The sequence below is a fragment of the Hymenobacter koreensis genome (assembly GCF_039541855.1).
Taxonomy (GTDB): domain Bacteria; phylum Bacteroidota; class Bacteroidia; order Cytophagales; family Hymenobacteraceae; genus Solirubrum; species Solirubrum koreensis.
In genome coordinates this window covers 594,108-607,757 of sequence record NZ_BAABHA010000015.1, presented here as the reverse complement: position 1 = coordinate 607,757, position 13,650 = coordinate 594,108, and the positions used below count along the sequence as shown (strand labels likewise).

Genomic DNA, 13,650 nt, shown 5'->3' with positions numbered 1-13,650 from the left:
AGCAACGCGGCTAAAGGGTACGCAGCGCCAGACGCCAGCGTACCGGTGGCCGTTGCCTGAGGCCGCGGCATTTCTTCTCGCTTAGCCCTAAAACCGACTGCGGCCACCCAACGCCGAAGCGCCGAATGGCCGCACACGCGCGTTCAAGTCTGTTTTAAGCCACGACGCCGGTTTGCATCAGGTGTTGAGAATTTCGCCGCCGTTGGGGTGCAGCGCCTGGCCGGTTATGTACGAAGCGTCTTCGCAGGCCAGAAAAACGTAGCACGGCCCCACTTCGGAGGGCTGACCGGGCCGCTTCATGGTGGTATCCTGCCCAAACTCGCCAACTTTCTCGGGCGGAAAGCTGGCCGGGATGAGTGGCGTCCAGATGGGGCCAGGAGCCACGGCGTTTACCCGAATTTTCTTATCGGCCAGCTGCTGGGCCATGGACCGGGTAAAGGCCGTAATGGCGCCTTTGGTGGAAGTATAATCCACCAGTTGCTGATTGCCGCGGTAGGCGTTAATGCTGGAGGTGTTGATGATGGAGTCGCCGGCTTTCAGGTACTCCAGCGCGGCCTTGGTCACGCGCACAAACGAGAAAAAATTAACCTCGAACGTGTCTTTCCACTGCTCTTCGGGCACCTGGGTTAAGTCGGTGCTGATAAACTGCTCGGCGGCGTTGTTCACCAGCACGTTCAGCCCGCCCAGCTCTTTGGCAGTTTGCTCCACAATTTCGATGCAGAAGTCGGCTTCGCGCAGGTCGCCGGCTAACAAAAGGCACTTGCGTCCTTCCTTTTCCACCAGTTCGCGGGTTTGTTCGGCATCGGCTTGTTCTTCGGGCTTGTACACGATGGCCACGTCGGCGCCCTCACGGGCGAAATGCACGGCCACCGAGCGGCCGATGCCGCTGTCGCCGCCGGTTATAAGGGCCACTTTGTTTCGAAGTTTGTCGCTGCCCTTGTAGCCCGGGCGGATGTACTCGGGCTTGGGATGCATTTTCTGCTCGAGCCCGGGCTGCTGGTTCTGGTGCTGCGGGGGCAACGAGGTCGGTTTGTTTTCCATGGATAAGAGCTGTTAAGGGGCCGGTGCCAGTTTCCGGAAACGGTGGGGCAGCGGCAGTAGTTATAGTCCAGATTACCCAAACGGCGCGTCTGCGCCGTGTTTTTCGGCGCTTTTGCCACCAATCTACCCGCGGTTTTTGCTACATCGTAGCCGGCAGCAACGCCGTGCACCTCCGACTCTATTAGTCTTGTTTCGCCCCTTTGAACTGAAGGACTGAACCCCACGGGGGGCCATGTGCGTTGCGGCCTAGCTACTGAATCTGTATTCATGCCCCGGTTACTTGCCGTTTTGTGCTCGTTGCTGCTTATGGCAGCCCAGGGAGGGCGGCCCGGGCCGGCTGTGCCTCCATTGATGCTTCGGGCCGAAACCCTGCCTTTTACGCCTACCGAATTCTACCTGGCCGACGTGCGCGACGAGCGCGCCAACCGAACCGCCGTGGCCCAGCTGATTCCCGCGCCGGCTACTCCCGGCGGCTCCCTACCGGTCGCACAGCCCGTGGATTTGCAGGGCGGTACCTTGCCAGCCGTGCGGCAGTTCGTGCGGGCCAGTTTGCCCCGTAACTCCGCTTTGCGGGCTGTAACCATGCGGCTGCAGGAGCTAAGCGTACGCGAAACCGCAGCACCGGGTATGCCGGGCCTGGTAGAGGGCCGCGTTACCGTGCAGGCTGCCTTCGACTGGCAACGGAACGGCCGCGCTATTCACCTAACCGATTACCGCGGTGCCGCGCGCTACATCCGCAGTGCAGGACCGCCCACAGCCGCCGAACCCGCGCTGCGGCAAGCTCTGGGAGAGTCTTTGCGTTACCTAAACGGCTGGGTGACCCGCGAAGTAAACGGCAATATCAAGCTGGCCACTCGCCTGCAAGTACATGCCACCGATTTCACGCAGAACACTGACGCCGACACGCTCTACTACTCGCCCGATCAGCCGTTGGCTTTTTCCGATTTCCACGCTTTGCCCCGACCCGCGGGCCGTTACCAGGCCTCAGTGTTTCCCAGCTTTGCGTACACCGCTCGGGCTCAAACCGTAGCCGGCGTACTGCACTTGCACCTGAACATGAAAGTGTTTGTGGTGCGCAGTTCCTCTTGGGTGCTGCCCGACGCCCACACGGCTCACACCCTGAACCACGAGCAGCGCCATTTCGATTTGGTAAAGCTGGTAGCCGAACGTTTCAAGCGCAAAGTGCACCCCGACAGCCTCACCCTCGATAATTTCGACGCCCGCATGCAATACCAGTATCTACAGTCGTGGTGGGAGATGAACCGCCTGCAGGAGCAGTACGACGGCGAAACCGGCGGCGGCACGAACGAGGCCGCCCAGCAGCGCTGGAACCAGCGCATTGAGGCGGAGTTACGGAGCTACGGCGTTACCGGGTAAAGGCTGGCAGTTCGGGCTGAACACGGCACCGCCCGCTTTGCGCTATGCAAAGCGGGCGGTGTTATAGCGGCAGCAGGAAGCGACGTTAGTCTTTTACTTTACGCGTACCGTCGTCGGCGTCGCGCTTCACTTTGGTACCGTTCGGGTACTCTATTTTTCGGTCGCCGTCTTTGTCTACCTTAACTACGGTGCCGTTGGCGTATTCCACTTTGGTACCACTGGCGTCTTTCTTGTACTTCACAATGGCCGGACCGCGGCGACGCGGGGTGGTGCCGCTGGCCGTGGCCCGCGCATCGACCTCAGATGCTTCTTCGGCATCGTTATAGCCGTAGTAGCGGGCGCGGTTGGTTTGGTAGGTACGGTAGCGGGCGTCGTCGTTGATAACCGTGCGAATTTCGTTGTCGGTGTCGGTATCTACTTGGCGCACGGCAGTGTAACGGCCGGTGGTATCGGAGGCGTAGCGGGTTTCCAACTCGCCCAGGCGGCGGGCGCGGGTGTAGTATACGGTGCGCACGCGGCGGGTTTGGGCGGTGTCGGTCAGGCCGAGGTCGGCGTTAACCATGTCGGCGGTACGGTTGGCCTCGTCCTGGTACACGGTCATGTCGGCGTCATCGTCTACCACCACCGCGGTGTCGGCTGCGGGCGTGGTAGCGGCATCAACGGCTGCCGACTTATCCTGACTACAAGAGGTCAGGGCAATAGCAGCAGCAAGGGGAAAAAGCAAGAGAGTATTTTTCATCGGAGTAAGCGCGCAGGGCGCGGGTTTGTGGGAGGCTATTCTATATAGCCGTTTGGCGCTTTACGGCGGAGGTTGAAGCACGGTTATCCCACGCCCTGCCAGCGTAGCAACTCCAATAGGCCTCTAGCTTATTTCCCGGCAACTTTTCCGTGTCACGGCAACATCAGAGACCATCGATACCTCGAATGCAATCAGTTCTGATTAACGCAGTAGCAAAAAACTCCGTTATTTACCCGCTGCCTCTCCCTCTCCATGGTATCGAGCGAAGAAAAAGTTACGCTACGGCTACTTCGCTTGACTTGCCCTAACAAGCTCATGAATATCACCAAACTTACCCTTAACAAGCATTTGCTGTATTGGCTTAGCAAAGTCGGCTATCTGCGTAATCGTAAAACACTTACCAATCTGCGTGTCCTCGAAAAAGGCCGGTTCTTTATTTACAACCTAGAGGGCTTCCATATCGCATCAGAAGCATTTAACTGGTACCTGACCAAAGATGTCCTAGAGCAGGAAGTGCTCAACGTAAGCTGCCGGTATTACCGCCCCAAACCCGGCGACACCGTGGTGGACATTGGGGCCGGCTTGGGCGAAGAATGCTCTATATATTCCCAGATGGTGGGCAAAAGCGGCCACGTGTACGCCATTGAGGCCAACCCCACGGTTTTTAGGGCGCTTTCCGAAGTAACGGCCCTGAACCACGCCACAAACGTGCAGTTGTTCAATATCGCCATCAACGACAAGCGTGCGAAAGTAGCCATCGAAGACGCCCACGACAGCTACCTTTCCGCGTCCCTCGACAACAAGGCTTCGCAGGGCGTAACCTACCAAGTGGAGGGTTTGCCTTTCGCCGAATTCTGCGCCGACCATTCTCTTCGCCACATCGATTTGCTGAAAGTCAATATCGAGGGCGCGGAGCGGTTCATGGAATCCGCGTTTCAAAACCCCGAGCTAACGATTCGTAACGTGGCCATTTCTTGCCACGATTTCCGCTTTGTGAACGAAGGCAACGAGTTCTTTCGCACCAAGGCTTTAGTAAGCGACTTTCTCACCAAGGCCGGTTACGAAATTTGCTCGCAGCAAACCGGCAAGGGCTACGTCGACGATTGGGTATACGGGCGCAAAAAATAGGTTGGCATAACCTATCAGCCTCCCGCAGGTCCCTATTCCCTGAGCTTGCCCCACATGCCCCACCAGCATTTCATCATTCACAAGCCTTACGGCTACCTGTGCCAGTTTGTGAGCGAGAGCCCCCAGGAAATGCGCAAAAAGCGTTTTCTGGGAGAGTTATACGACTTTCCAGTCGGCACCATGGCCATTGGGCGCCTTGACGAAGAAAGTGAAGGGCTGCTGCTATTAACCACCGATGGCGTGGTGAGCGAACGGGTGCGAGGCAAGCACATCGAGAAAGAATACTACGCCCAAGTAGACGGGCTGATTACCGACGAGGCCGTAACCCAATTGCAGCAGGGGGTAGAAATCGGCATTCGGGAAGTGAAATACCAAACCGCTCCTTGCGCGGCGCGGCGCCTGGAACAAGTACCGCCTTTTGCCCCGCGCACCCGCAAAATTCGCGACGACCGGCACGGGCCCACCAGTTGGGTTTCCATTATCCTCACCGAAGGCAAATTCCGCCAGGTGCGGAAAATGACCGCCGCCGTGGGCTTTCCTACTCTGCGCCTGATTCGGGTGCGCGTGGGCGACTTGTGGTTAGGCGACTTGCCGCCGGGCGTGGTGTGCGAGCTTGATCCGGCGTTGTTGCCGGCGTAATTTATTCTGGAATTGCGGCCGGTAGCACGGCCCCATTAGCACTGCACGAAGTACTCCAGAACCAACCGGAACCTTCGTCTCGCCGCAATTCGTTACCTTATATGCATGCCCCCGGCTAAGCCCGACAACGCAGCGGATTATTTTCCGGCCTGCCGGTTTCGTATCTTCGTCGCGGTGCAGTCATCTGTTTAAAACTCCCTTTCATTTCGGGGAACAGATATTCACCTCAAGCAACCGAAACCTATGGGCAGAGCACAAGAAACTTTTGGCAAGAAAGAGAACGAGAAAAAGCGGCTGAAAAAGCGCAAAGAGAAAGAAGAGAAGCGCGATGAACGCCAGGCCAACGCCAAAAAAGGCCAGAACCTGGAGGACATGCTCGCCTACGTGGACGAGAACGGCAACATTTCGGCCACGCCGCCGGACCCCACCAAGAAGCGCGAAATCAAGACCGAGGACATCCAGATTGGGGTGACCAAGCGCGAAGACATGGAGGACGAGGACCCCATCCGCACCGGTACCGTTACGTTCTTTAACGAGTCGAAGGGCTACGGATTCATCAAGGATTCGCAAACCCAGGAAAGCGTGTTTGTGCACGTGAACGGCCTCGTAGACCGCATCAAGGAAAACGACAAAGTGGCTTTCGAGGTAGAAATGGGCCACAAGGGCCCGAGTGCCGTGCGCGTAAAGCTGGCACCTGCTGCTGTGTAATACACCGCTACTCTCTACTTGCGGAAAGGCCGATGCTTCCCAGCGTCGGCCTTTTTTAATGCCGGCAGCGCTACCCGCGGTTTGCCGATATTTGCCTTACAACCGGCCTGCCCCTATAGGTCGGCCTCCCGCATTCATTCCATGGAAGTAAAGGACAGCAACGGCACCCTGCTTGCCGAGGGCGACTCGGTAACGCTCATTAAGGACCTGAAAGTAAAAGGCTCCTCTACCACCCTCAAGCGCGGCACCCTGGTGAAAAACATCCGCCTCACAAACAACCCGGCCGAAATAGAAGGCCGCGCCGGTGGCTCGGTGATGGTGCTGAAAGCAGAATTTTTGAAGAAAGCGTAAGCCTCGTTTACGCTCATAATAGCACATTGCCACGCGGCAGCCTCGGCTCGTGCGTGGCAACGTTCATTCGCACGAGCAGCGTTAGGAACCTACTCTGCCCGTGTTGCCTCCCATAACATTTGCCCCATGACCCAACCGCCCAAGGATTTTGCTGCCGATAAAGAGGGCTTGCACCCGCGCAACCGCCACCGCGACCGTTACGATTTTCCGCAGCTCATCGGCACCTCGCCCGAGTTGGGGCCGTTTGTGGCGGTCAACGCGTACGGCGACGCCAGCATTGACTTTGCTAACCCCGATGCAGTAAAGGCATTGAACCGGGCGCTGCTGAAGCATTTTTACGGCATTCAGAACTGGGATATTCCGGCCGGCTACTTAGCCCCGCCCATTCCAGGCCGCGCCGATTACGTTCATTACCTGGCCGATTTGCTGGCCTCGGCCAACGAGGGAGTGGCGGTGAAAGGCAAAAGCATTCGGGTGCTTGATGTGGGCGTGGGCGCCAACTGCATTTACCCCATTGTGGGCCACCGCGAGTACGGCTGGCGCTTTGTGGGCACCGATGCCGACCCCGTAGCGGTGCGCATGGCCAAGCAAATTGTGGCCAGTAACAGCGGCATCAGCGGTGCCGTGGACATTCGCCTGCAGCTCTCATCAGCCGATATCTTTAGCGGCGTGGTAAAGCCCGCCGAGGTGTTCGACCTAACGATGTGCAACCCGCCCTTCCACGGTTCTGCGGCCGAAGCCGAAGCTGGCACGCGGCGCAAAGAGCAGAACCTGGGCACGGCCAAAGGCCCGAAACCGGTGCCCACTTTCGGCGGGCAGTCGAACGAGCTGTGGTACCCAGGCGGCGAGGCCACGTTCCTGTGGCGAATGGCCGAGGATAGTGCCCTGATGCGCAACCGCTGCTTCTGGTTTACCACGCTGGTTTCGAAAAAGGAAACCCTGCCGGGGCTCTACAAGTCGCTCAAGAAGCTGGGCGCTACCGAAGTGCGCACCATTGGCATGAGCCAGGGCCACAAAGTGAGCCGCCTCGTAGCCTGGACGTTTCTCGACGAAGCCCAGCAGCAGGAGTGGCGCACGAAACGCTGGACGCCCACGGGTTCGGCCACCGCGCCGCCCGCCGTATAGCCCCCAGCAGTATTACCACTAGTTATGGCTATGCCTACAAACAAGTCGCGCCGATTTGTAGCATGGACTCTCACTGGGTTGTTAGCCAGTTGCTCTCTTAACTCCCAAAATACGCAGAGCTACACTTCACCCAACGGGTGGTTTACTTTGGAACACCCTATTAGCTGGCAACTTGAACTGGAAGCCGGAGTTTACACTTTCGTTGACCCAAATGATCTAAGCTGGGCCTTCCAAGTATCCGCTTATTAATCAAAACGCAACTCCGCACCTGATTTCGTTATTACCGATGAGCTACAGGAGGAAGTCAAGCTTCACCCAGAAGCGAAGATTATTTCAATAGGAAACCGCAAAGCCATTTATTACACGAAATGGCAAGAGGGTTATTTTTTACACGGATGGATAACGGTTGGCAAGCGGTGCAAAGCCTTCTGCACTTTCACCTCAAGTTTGGATAACGACAGCCCAGCTTTAGAGGCGGCAAAGAATATTGTAGCTACTATGACCCTACAATGAGAAAGACGGCCGATGCCTTGAGCATCGGCCGTCTTTCTCATTATATGCTTCTCCGTTTTAGCTGCCCAACTGGTAGCTCAGCGAGGCTTGCACTACTTGATTGCGCAACGGCGCACGGTATTCGTGGCGGTGAGTAGGCTGTTCGCCGGTGAGCGGCAGCAAACCGGCGGATGCGCGGATGCCCAGCCCGAAACCGGCCGGCAGCTTCACGCCCACGCCGGCGCTCAGGGCCACATCGAGGCGGCGGTAACGGTCGGTGGCGGGGCGGTCGATGGTGTACTCGCGGGAGCCGGCAATGGAGCCTTTTTCCTCGGCGCCCTGCTCGTGCGCGGCTACTTGCAAACCCAACTGCGGACCCGCTTCCAGGTAAAACTTCCCGAACGTGGCTCGCAGCAGCACGGGCATGTTCAGGTACGACAACCCGAGCTGATACTGAGCGGCATAAGCACCGTCTGAAAGGTGGTAGTCTTCGAGTTTCAGGCCTACGCCCTGGCGGCTGAAGCTGAGTTCGGGCACTATGGAAAACCGTTCGGTGAGCTGCTTTTCGTAGAATAGGCTGACCTGGTAACCCGATCGACTGTTCGCGCTGGCCTTGCGCTCGGGCAGGTTGGTGCGGGTGGCCATGGTGGCGAGGTTCATACCGGCACTTACCCCGAGCTGAGCGTGGGCATGGCTGGTGATGAACAGTAAACCTGCGGTGCAGGCAATCAGGATTCGGCTCATGGTGGGGGGCTGTGGAACGTAACGGCGGTTCGCCTTCTTCTGCCAGAGCTCATGGCGGAAGCCAAAGGTTGCAACGGCGGAATGCCACTGCATAAAAACCCATTATTCAGCACCACAAAACGGTTTTACCCTCGCACTCAAGCCTCCATTTTTGCCAGGTTAGCTTCGGCGGCAGCGGCATCGGGGCTAGCAGCCGCGGCCCGAGCCTGGGCCTGTTTTACCGCCAGGTACGTAAGTCCGGCCGCCACCAGCGCCGCGCCGCTGGCCACCTTTTGCGCAGTGCTCAACTTGGAAACCTGCTTGCCAAGCTTTTTAACCGACTTCAGACCGCTGCGGAACCAGTCGTTTGCAGGCAGAGTACTGAACGCAAGCTGATTGCTAAACGGCTTCCGTTTCGAAGCCTTCTTCGAACCTTTCTTTTTATCGGACTTCCTGGATGCTTTCGACATAACGGGACAGGCATGGAACAACCGGGCGCACCGATGCAGCCCGTGCACCCACACGCGGGCTTACATTCGCAGCCTTGCACTGGAAGGTTTCTTTTTTTACGCCTGCTTTTCCGATACCGTGCGCAACGGTTGCGCTTGCTTGCGAGCCGCTCAAGCTTACAGTAGCAGCACGTCGATGCGGTGGGCGTGGACCATTTCCAGGGTGACGGACCACGCAAAGACGGTAAAGAAGCCATCCTGCGAAGCCACCAGCGCCAGGGCATCGCGCTGGTCGTGCACGAACTGGGCGGCGGCCAGGTGCCGGGTCCCGCCGTTTTGGGCCGGGTGCAGGTACCGGGCTACGCTGCCCACCACAGGCTCGGTCAGCACCATTCTATCGACGGGGGTGCTGTGAGCGGCGCGGGCCACTTTGGCACCGAAGGCCAGCAGGTGGTAGTCGCGGGTAATAACGGTGGCGCCGTCAACAGCGGTAAAACCGCCCACGATGCCGATGGCGCGACGAATTTCCTCCTGCCACTGCCAACGAGCCTGCTCCAGCTGTCGGCCCTCGGCAATACCGGTATATGCCGGGGCTACGGGGTAAGTCATGGGCTGCACAATGGAGGCCTGCCAGCGGGCCGAATCGGAGGGCACCACCAGCACGAGGCCGCCGCGGCCGTGGGCACGCATGGCGCCGGCCAACTCCACCAGAATGTTGTCGGTTTCGCCGGCAGTGCTGGGCAAGCCGCCGCCCGGCAGGAAGTTCTGAAGGGCCGGGCAGTCGTCGATGGCAGTATTTTCGGCATCGACGAGCTGCAGCTGGTCACCGCGCAAAATGGCTACGTTCACGAATTTGCCGAAGCCATCGGTGCGCCGGTGCTTGATAACCAACAGGCCCGGCTCCACCACTTCCAACACAAAGCACAGGGGCGGAATGCTGGTGGCGGTACCCCACACGTACAGGCCTTCGTCGTCGTACCACACGCCCAAATGAATGCCGGGCTGCTCTACGGCGGGCGCGAGCTTGAGCAGGTTGTAGGGCATGAGGCGGCGCTTGCTGAACACCACCGGCTGGGTGGTTTGCTCGGGCGGCAGCAGGGCCAGGGAAATTTTGGGCGGGTGACCTTCCTCGCGGCGCAAACTGGCCCAAAAAGCCGCATCAATCATGACCTCGGCCACGTTGGCGGGCGGGGGCGGCGCGAGCAGGGCCACGTCCCAGGCATTGGCCGCGGCGCGGTGCCGGGCAAAATGCGCTTCGATCATGGGCGCCACCACGCGAGCGGCCAGGTAGGTGGGTTCGGAGAGCATAGAAACAAAGTACGAAACCCGGCGGGCGCGGGTGTGAAAGGCGGTTAGCCCGCGAAACAATCTGCCGGCGCCGGAACGAGAGAGGTGTAAAGCATCGTGAAGCCCTTTCGGTTTGGGTCAGGCCGGAAATCCGTGCGCTTTTCCTCTGAGTTACGGCACCTACCCCGTGGCTTTTCGGCGGTCCTTCTTTCGCACGCTCTTGGCTCCGCCGTGCATCAGCCTTGCCTGGCAGCTTCCAGAATTTTGGCGGTGGTGTGGAAAAAACGAGTGGTGTTCCGGCGACCCAGGGTTTTGTCGAGAAAGGTAGTAGAGGCAGGCGGGCGGCCGTTTTGCATGTGCCACACCACAAAAGCATCCTGCTCGGTCAGGTGCACGATTTCCATATCGGCTTTGGGCGAAAGCAGCGGCAGGGCAAGGCCGGTGGGCAGGGGTTCGGCGAAAAACATCAGGCAGAGCCGTACATCGTCGGGCGCCGCGTACTGCCGGAAGGGGTTCAGGTTTAGTAGCTGCTCCAGCTCGGCTGCGGTGCGCAAAAATACCGGCACGCTGTAGCCCAGCGCCTGCTGCAGGTGTTGTTCGATGCGGGCGGCGAGATGGGCGCGGTCGGGCTCTTCGGCAGAATCAAAGAACACGTTACCGGTCTGAATGTAGGTGCGCACGTTAGCCAGGCCCAACTCGGCAAACAGCTGGCGCAGCTTCTCCATGGAAACGCGGTGGCCGCCCACGTTAATACCGCGCAGCAAGGCAATGTAAGTCATGTGTGGAAGGAGGAGGTTTTGGGGTGCCCAAGCTACCGAAATGCACCAGCTAACCCAACTTGTGCTTGGCAATGGGTTCCCCGAATGCCAAGCGGTAAGGGCTTTGTTTGGGGTGTTGCTGTAGCCTTGTGCATCATGTCGCAAACGCCCCCGCAGGTTGTCGCATTCACACGCGCTGGTCACCCTGCCGGGCCGATACCTTTGCTCTGTACTCTTTAACCCACTACAGCCATGGCCACCAAGATCTTTGTTAACCTGCCCGTTCGCGACCTGAATGCCTCCGTTGCATTCTTCACGCAGCTCGGCTTCCGCTTTAACGCCCAGTTCACCGACGAAAACGCCACGTGCATGATTGTGAGCGAGGATATCTACGTGATGCTGTTGGTGAAACCCTTCTTCCAGACTTTCACCACCAAGGAAATTGCCGATTCCACCAAGACCACCGAAGTAATCCTGGCGCTGTCGGCGGAGAGCCGCGAGGATGTGGATAGCATGGTGGATAAAGCCCTGGCCGCGGGCGGAAAACAATCCAAGGAGCTGCAGGACCAGGGCTTCATGTACGCCCGCAACTTCCAGGACCTCGACGGCCACCTCTGGGAAGTGATGTACATGGACATGAGCGCCGTGCCGCAGGCGGAAAACGCAGCGCCGGTTAGCGTCTCGTAAAGGCCGCACTCGTTCAAGAAACAGGCAATGCAAAAGCGGCTGAAGCTACTAGTAGCTTCAGCCGCTTTTGGCAGTCAATTTTCGGCTTAACAAGCCCGAATTGGCGTGCGGTTACCGAGCCAGAGCCGGCCCGGCAGGCGTTACAGGGTGGCGCCTTCGGTGGCAGTCAGGGCCTCGCCGGTGTTCGGGTCTGTATCGGCGGAGGCCGTGGCAAACATACCCCGGCGCTGCGCCAGGTAGCCCAGGCCCAGGGCCAGCAAGGCCGAGCCGCCGGCTACTTTCTGGGTGGTGGTGAGCTTGCGCAGCGACTTAGCCGCGCCGCTGAACAGGGTTTTCTGCTTTTTTCCGGCTTTGTTTTTCTTCTTAGACATGGCGGGTGCTGGGTTAGGAGTAAGACAAGAAATTGAAACAGGCTGGAACTAGGTATCCGCAAGGCGCGGACCCAAGGTTGCGACCGGCGCAATTCTTAATACGATACGCCCGGCCAAGCCCACCAAGTCGGGCGTTATCGTTCGTCGTCGTCGGGGCTGGCGGCGGGCGTTTTGCCGAAGCTGCCGGCCCGCTTGCCCGACGACTTGGCCGGCTTGGCCGATTTGTGGTGCTTGCGGGGCGCGGGAGCTGGCGCTAGTACTTCGGCTTCCTGCGTTTCCTCGGGCTCCTGCGGCACCGGGCCTTCGCCCAGTAGCAGCGGGCGCCAGGCCAGCGGCAGCAGCCCCACCACCGGCGACTCGCGCCAGTCTTCGCCGCGGTGGTTCCTCACGTAGAGGTAGCCCGCCGCCAGCAGCGTAAGGCCGCCCACCAGCTTCTGCGTGGGGCTGAGCCGGGCTATCTGATTGGTCACCTTGCGGTACTTCTTAATCGACAGCGCCGTGGCGTCGAACAGGTCTTCCGATACGCTGTCGTGGCGTTTCGAGTGCTTCTTTTTCTTCTTGCCCATGGGAGTGCGGAGTTGAGCGGAGCAGAATATGATCGGGCTTACAGGCCCGGCGTAGGGTATTCGCAGGGTAGGCCCGGAAGGTTTCTGTTAGGCCGGGCAATTACCGGGCTAGCCAACGGCCAACTAGCACCCTGCCCCCGCTGCATCTGGGTGCACGAAACACGGAAAAACCCAAAGCGGCTGAGGCTTCAGCCGCTTTGGGTTTTTGCCATTTTGCAAGGAAATTATATATAAATGGCTTGGTTCTTAGTGGCAATGAACCGGCTCCCTGCCTTCGGCTAAACGAGCGTAGATGTGGCTCACACGGGCTCCATTCCAAGTAATACCTACTTAATCCCGACCATAAGGAAGCTCCACCGTTATCGAGATAATATAAATTATATAATATATTCCTAAGAAACTTGAACGTTAACGGGACGTATAGGCAGGCCAACAGGTACATGTTCCACCATCACCTACTGCTCCATTATCCTATGAAAAAACTGACCTTCTTCCCCGCCCTGCTTGCTTTACTGATTGCTACTTCCAGCTGCGATAAGAACCAAGACGCACCTGCGCCTGCTTCGGCCGCAGCCGCTTCTGCCGATGGCAAAGGCGGTAACGACAACCCGGGTGGCCTCACCCAAGGCAAAACCGTTATTTCTACCAACACCGGTACCTACCCCTACACCGAGATGGTGAACAACGAGGTGGTAAACCGGACCGGTACTTTCACTTCGAGCCTCCGCATTACCGGCTTTGAGGTACGCAATGGGGTTATTACTGCCATTGGTACGCTGAGCGCAACGCCAACGTCGGGTCCGGCTTCGGCTTATGGACCGGTAGCCGTGGCCATTCCGCTAACATTGGCACAGATCAGCAGCTCGTGCTCGGGCGGTACTGTTAACTACGGCACCCTGACAGTTAGCCTGAACGGCACGACTCAAAACGTAAACCCCGTACTGAACGTGTCGCCTGCGCAGTCCAGCCAGAACCTGCTGGGCAACCAGCTTTGCTCCCTCGGCCGCATCCTGGGTAACCCCTCGCCTAATGACACGGGTGGCGTAGTGGCGCATCTGAACAAAATCATCAGCATCATCGGCGGCTAAAACCACCTAATTATCCGCAAAAAAGGGAAGCCTTAAGACTTCCCTTTTTTCTTGCCACCTGCAGCTGGCTGTAACCAGTCAGCGTAAAATGCAGCAATGGGCGAAAGAAACAGCAAAGCGG

The 13,650-nt window shown here is 58.5% G+C and carries 17 protein-coding genes; 9 read left to right on the top strand and 8 right to left on the bottom strand.

Going from position 1 to position 13,650, the window contains the following annotated elements; all coding sequences use genetic code 11:
• Positions 1–177: 177 nt before the first annotated feature.
• Positions 178–1,041: an SDR family oxidoreductase gene (locus ABD903_RS21725; protein ID WP_345227739.1), complete on the bottom strand. Its 864-nt coding sequence runs from the start codon at positions 1,039–1,041 to the stop codon at positions 178–180.
• 267 nt (positions 1,042–1,308) lie between these two features.
• Between ABD903_RS21725 and ABD903_RS21720 the strand changes: the two genes are divergently transcribed.
• Complete coding sequence (locus ABD903_RS21720; RefSeq protein WP_345227738.1) at positions 1,309–2,418, top strand: hypothetical protein; 1,110 nt, start codon at positions 1,309–1,311, stop codon at positions 2,416–2,418.
• 85 nt (positions 2,419–2,503) lie between these two features.
• Here the strand turns inward: ABD903_RS21720 and ABD903_RS21715 are convergent, their stop codons facing one another.
• The gene (locus tag ABD903_RS21715) at positions 2,504–3,157 is read right to left on the bottom strand and encodes a T-complex 10 C-terminal domain-containing protein (protein WP_345227736.1); all 654 of its coding nucleotides are present in this window, start codon (positions 3,155–3,157) and stop codon (positions 2,504–2,506) included.
• Between the two features lie 315 nt (positions 3,158–3,472).
• Here ABD903_RS21715 and ABD903_RS21710 point away from each other — a divergent pair, with 315 nt between their 5' ends.
• The 6 genes from ABD903_RS21710 to ABD903_RS23300 all read left to right on the top strand — a co-directional run bounded on the left by ABD903_RS21710 (position 3,473) and on the right by ABD903_RS23300 (position 7,357).
• Positions 3,473–4,285: an FkbM family methyltransferase gene (locus ABD903_RS21710; RefSeq protein WP_345227734.1), complete on the top strand. Its 813-nt coding sequence runs from the start codon at positions 3,473–3,475 to the stop codon at positions 4,283–4,285.
• A 54-nt stretch (positions 4,286–4,339) separates the two neighbouring features.
• The gene (locus tag ABD903_RS21705; protein ID WP_345227731.1) at positions 4,340–4,924 is read left to right on the top strand and encodes a pseudouridine synthase; all 585 of its coding nucleotides are present in this window, start codon (positions 4,340–4,342) and stop codon (positions 4,922–4,924) included.
• A gap of 243 nt (positions 4,925–5,167) precedes the next feature.
• The gene (locus ABD903_RS21700; RefSeq protein ID WP_345227729.1) at positions 5,168–5,632 is read left to right on the top strand and encodes a cold-shock protein; all 465 of its coding nucleotides are present in this window, start codon (positions 5,168–5,170) and stop codon (positions 5,630–5,632) included.
• A 141-nt stretch (positions 5,633–5,773) separates the two neighbouring features.
• Positions 5,774–5,983, top strand: coding sequence for a zinc ribbon domain-containing protein YjdM (locus tag ABD903_RS21695; protein ID WP_345227727.1), 210 nt, complete (start codon positions 5,774–5,776; stop codon positions 5,981–5,983).
• A 126-nt stretch (positions 5,984–6,109) separates the two neighbouring features.
• A complete protein-coding gene (gene rlmF / locus ABD903_RS21690) occupies positions 6,110–7,108 on the top strand; it encodes a 23S rRNA (adenine(1618)-N(6))-methyltransferase RlmF (RefSeq protein ID WP_345227725.1) in 999 nt (332 codons plus the stop codon).
• A 24-nt stretch (positions 7,109–7,132) separates the two neighbouring features.
• Positions 7,133–7,357, top strand: a complete 225-nt coding sequence (locus ABD903_RS23300) for a DUF3805 domain-containing protein (RefSeq protein WP_425555548.1) — start codon at positions 7,133–7,135, stop codon at positions 7,355–7,357.
• Positions 7,358–7,678: 321 nt separating this feature from the next.
• Here the strand turns inward: ABD903_RS23300 and ABD903_RS21685 are convergent, their stop codons facing one another.
• The 4 genes from ABD903_RS21685 to ABD903_RS21670 all read right to left on the bottom strand — a co-directional run bounded on the left by ABD903_RS21685 (position 7,679) and on the right by ABD903_RS21670 (position 10,838).
• Positions 7,679–8,344, bottom strand: a complete 666-nt coding sequence (locus ABD903_RS21685; RefSeq protein ID WP_345227723.1) for a porin family protein — start codon at positions 8,342–8,344, stop codon at positions 7,679–7,681.
• A 137-nt stretch (positions 8,345–8,481) separates the two neighbouring features.
• Positions 8,482–8,631 carry a hypothetical protein gene (locus tag ABD903_RS21680; RefSeq protein ID WP_345227722.1) on the bottom strand — a complete coding sequence of 50 codons (150 nt, stop codon included), beginning with the start codon at positions 8,629–8,631 and terminating at the stop codon, positions 8,482–8,484.
• A 318-nt stretch (positions 8,632–8,949) separates the two neighbouring features.
• A complete protein-coding gene (locus ABD903_RS21675; RefSeq protein WP_345227720.1) occupies positions 8,950–10,080 on the bottom strand; it encodes a putative sensor domain DACNV-containing protein in 1,131 nt (376 codons plus the stop codon).
• Between the two features lie 215 nt (positions 10,081–10,295).
• Positions 10,296–10,838: a DUF1697 domain-containing protein gene (locus ABD903_RS21670; RefSeq protein WP_345227719.1), complete on the bottom strand. Its 543-nt coding sequence runs from the start codon at positions 10,836–10,838 to the stop codon at positions 10,296–10,298.
• A gap of 231 nt (positions 10,839–11,069) precedes the next feature.
• Here ABD903_RS21670 and ABD903_RS21665 point away from each other — a divergent pair, with 231 nt between their 5' ends.
• Positions 11,070–11,504, top strand: a complete 435-nt coding sequence (locus tag ABD903_RS21665; RefSeq protein ID WP_345227718.1) for a VOC family protein — start codon at positions 11,070–11,072, stop codon at positions 11,502–11,504.
• Positions 11,505–11,644: 140 nt separating this feature from the next.
• On the opposite strand, the gene ABD903_RS21660 is transcribed toward ABD903_RS21665, so the two are convergent.
• On the bottom strand, positions 11,645–11,875 hold the full coding sequence (locus ABD903_RS21660) for a hypothetical protein (protein ID WP_345227716.1): 231 nt from the start codon (positions 11,873–11,875) through the stop codon (positions 11,645–11,647).
• Positions 11,876–12,009: 134 nt separating this feature from the next.
• Positions 12,010–12,441, bottom strand: a complete 432-nt coding sequence (locus tag ABD903_RS21655) for a hypothetical protein (protein ID WP_345227715.1) — start codon at positions 12,439–12,441, stop codon at positions 12,010–12,012.
• 473 nt (positions 12,442–12,914) lie between these two features.
• Here ABD903_RS21655 and ABD903_RS21650 point away from each other — a divergent pair, with 473 nt between their 5' ends.
• Positions 12,915–13,529 (top strand): hypothetical protein, encoded by a 615-nt coding sequence (locus tag ABD903_RS21650; protein ID WP_345227714.1) that lies wholly within the window; start codon positions 12,915–12,917, stop codon positions 13,527–13,529.
• Positions 13,530–13,650 lie beyond the last annotated feature (121 nt).

What these genes read in the sequence shown, in the direction of transcription:
- ABD903_RS21705 (WP_345227731.1), top strand. Translation starts at nt 4,340, where the DNA reads ATGCCCCACCAGCATTTCATCATTCACAAGCCTTACGGCTACCTGTGC.
- ABD903_RS21720 (WP_345227738.1), top strand. Translation starts at nt 1,309, where the DNA reads ATGCCCCGGTTACTTGCCGTTTTGTGCTCGTTGCTGCTTATGGCAGCC.
- ABD903_RS21695 (WP_345227727.1), top strand. Translation starts at nt 5,774, where the DNA reads ATGGAAGTAAAGGACAGCAACGGCACCCTGCTTGCCGAGGGCGACTCG.
- ABD903_RS21665 (WP_345227718.1), top strand. Translation starts at nt 11,070, where the DNA reads ATGGCCACCAAGATCTTTGTTAACCTGCCCGTTCGCGACCTGAATGCC.
- ABD903_RS21685 (WP_345227723.1), bottom strand. Translation starts at nt 8,344, where the DNA reads ATGAGCCGAATCCTGATTGCCTGCACCGCAGGTTTACTGTTCATCACC.
- ABD903_RS21675 (WP_345227720.1), bottom strand. Translation starts at nt 10,080, where the DNA reads ATGCTCTCCGAACCCACCTACCTGGCCGCTCGCGTGGTGGCGCCCATG.
- ABD903_RS21650 (WP_345227714.1), top strand. Translation starts at nt 12,915, where the DNA reads ATGAAAAAACTGACCTTCTTCCCCGCCCTGCTTGCTTTACTGATTGCT.
- ABD903_RS21715 (WP_345227736.1), bottom strand. Translation starts at nt 3,157, where the DNA reads ATGAAAAATACTCTCTTGCTTTTTCCCCTTGCTGCTGCTATTGCCCTG.
- ABD903_RS21710 (WP_345227734.1), top strand. Translation starts at nt 3,473, where the DNA reads ATGAATATCACCAAACTTACCCTTAACAAGCATTTGCTGTATTGGCTT.
- ABD903_RS21655 (WP_345227715.1), bottom strand. Translation starts at nt 12,441, where the DNA reads ATGGGCAAGAAGAAAAAGAAGCACTCGAAACGCCACGACAGCGTATCG.
- ABD903_RS23300 (WP_425555548.1), top strand. Translation starts at nt 7,133, where the DNA reads ATGGCTATGCCTACAAACAAGTCGCGCCGATTTGTAGCATGGACTCTC.
- ABD903_RS21700 (WP_345227729.1), top strand. Translation starts at nt 5,168, where the DNA reads ATGGGCAGAGCACAAGAAACTTTTGGCAAGAAAGAGAACGAGAAAAAG.
- ABD903_RS21725 (WP_345227739.1), bottom strand. Translation starts at nt 1,041, where the DNA reads ATGGAAAACAAACCGACCTCGTTGCCCCCGCAGCACCAGAACCAGCAG.
- rlmF (WP_345227725.1), top strand. Translation starts at nt 6,110, where the DNA reads ATGACCCAACCGCCCAAGGATTTTGCTGCCGATAAAGAGGGCTTGCAC.
- ABD903_RS21660 (WP_345227716.1), bottom strand. Translation starts at nt 11,875, where the DNA reads ATGTCTAAGAAGAAAAACAAAGCCGGAAAAAAGCAGAAAACCCTGTTC.
- ABD903_RS21670 (WP_345227719.1), bottom strand. Translation starts at nt 10,838, where the DNA reads ATGACTTACATTGCCTTGCTGCGCGGTATTAACGTGGGCGGCCACCGC.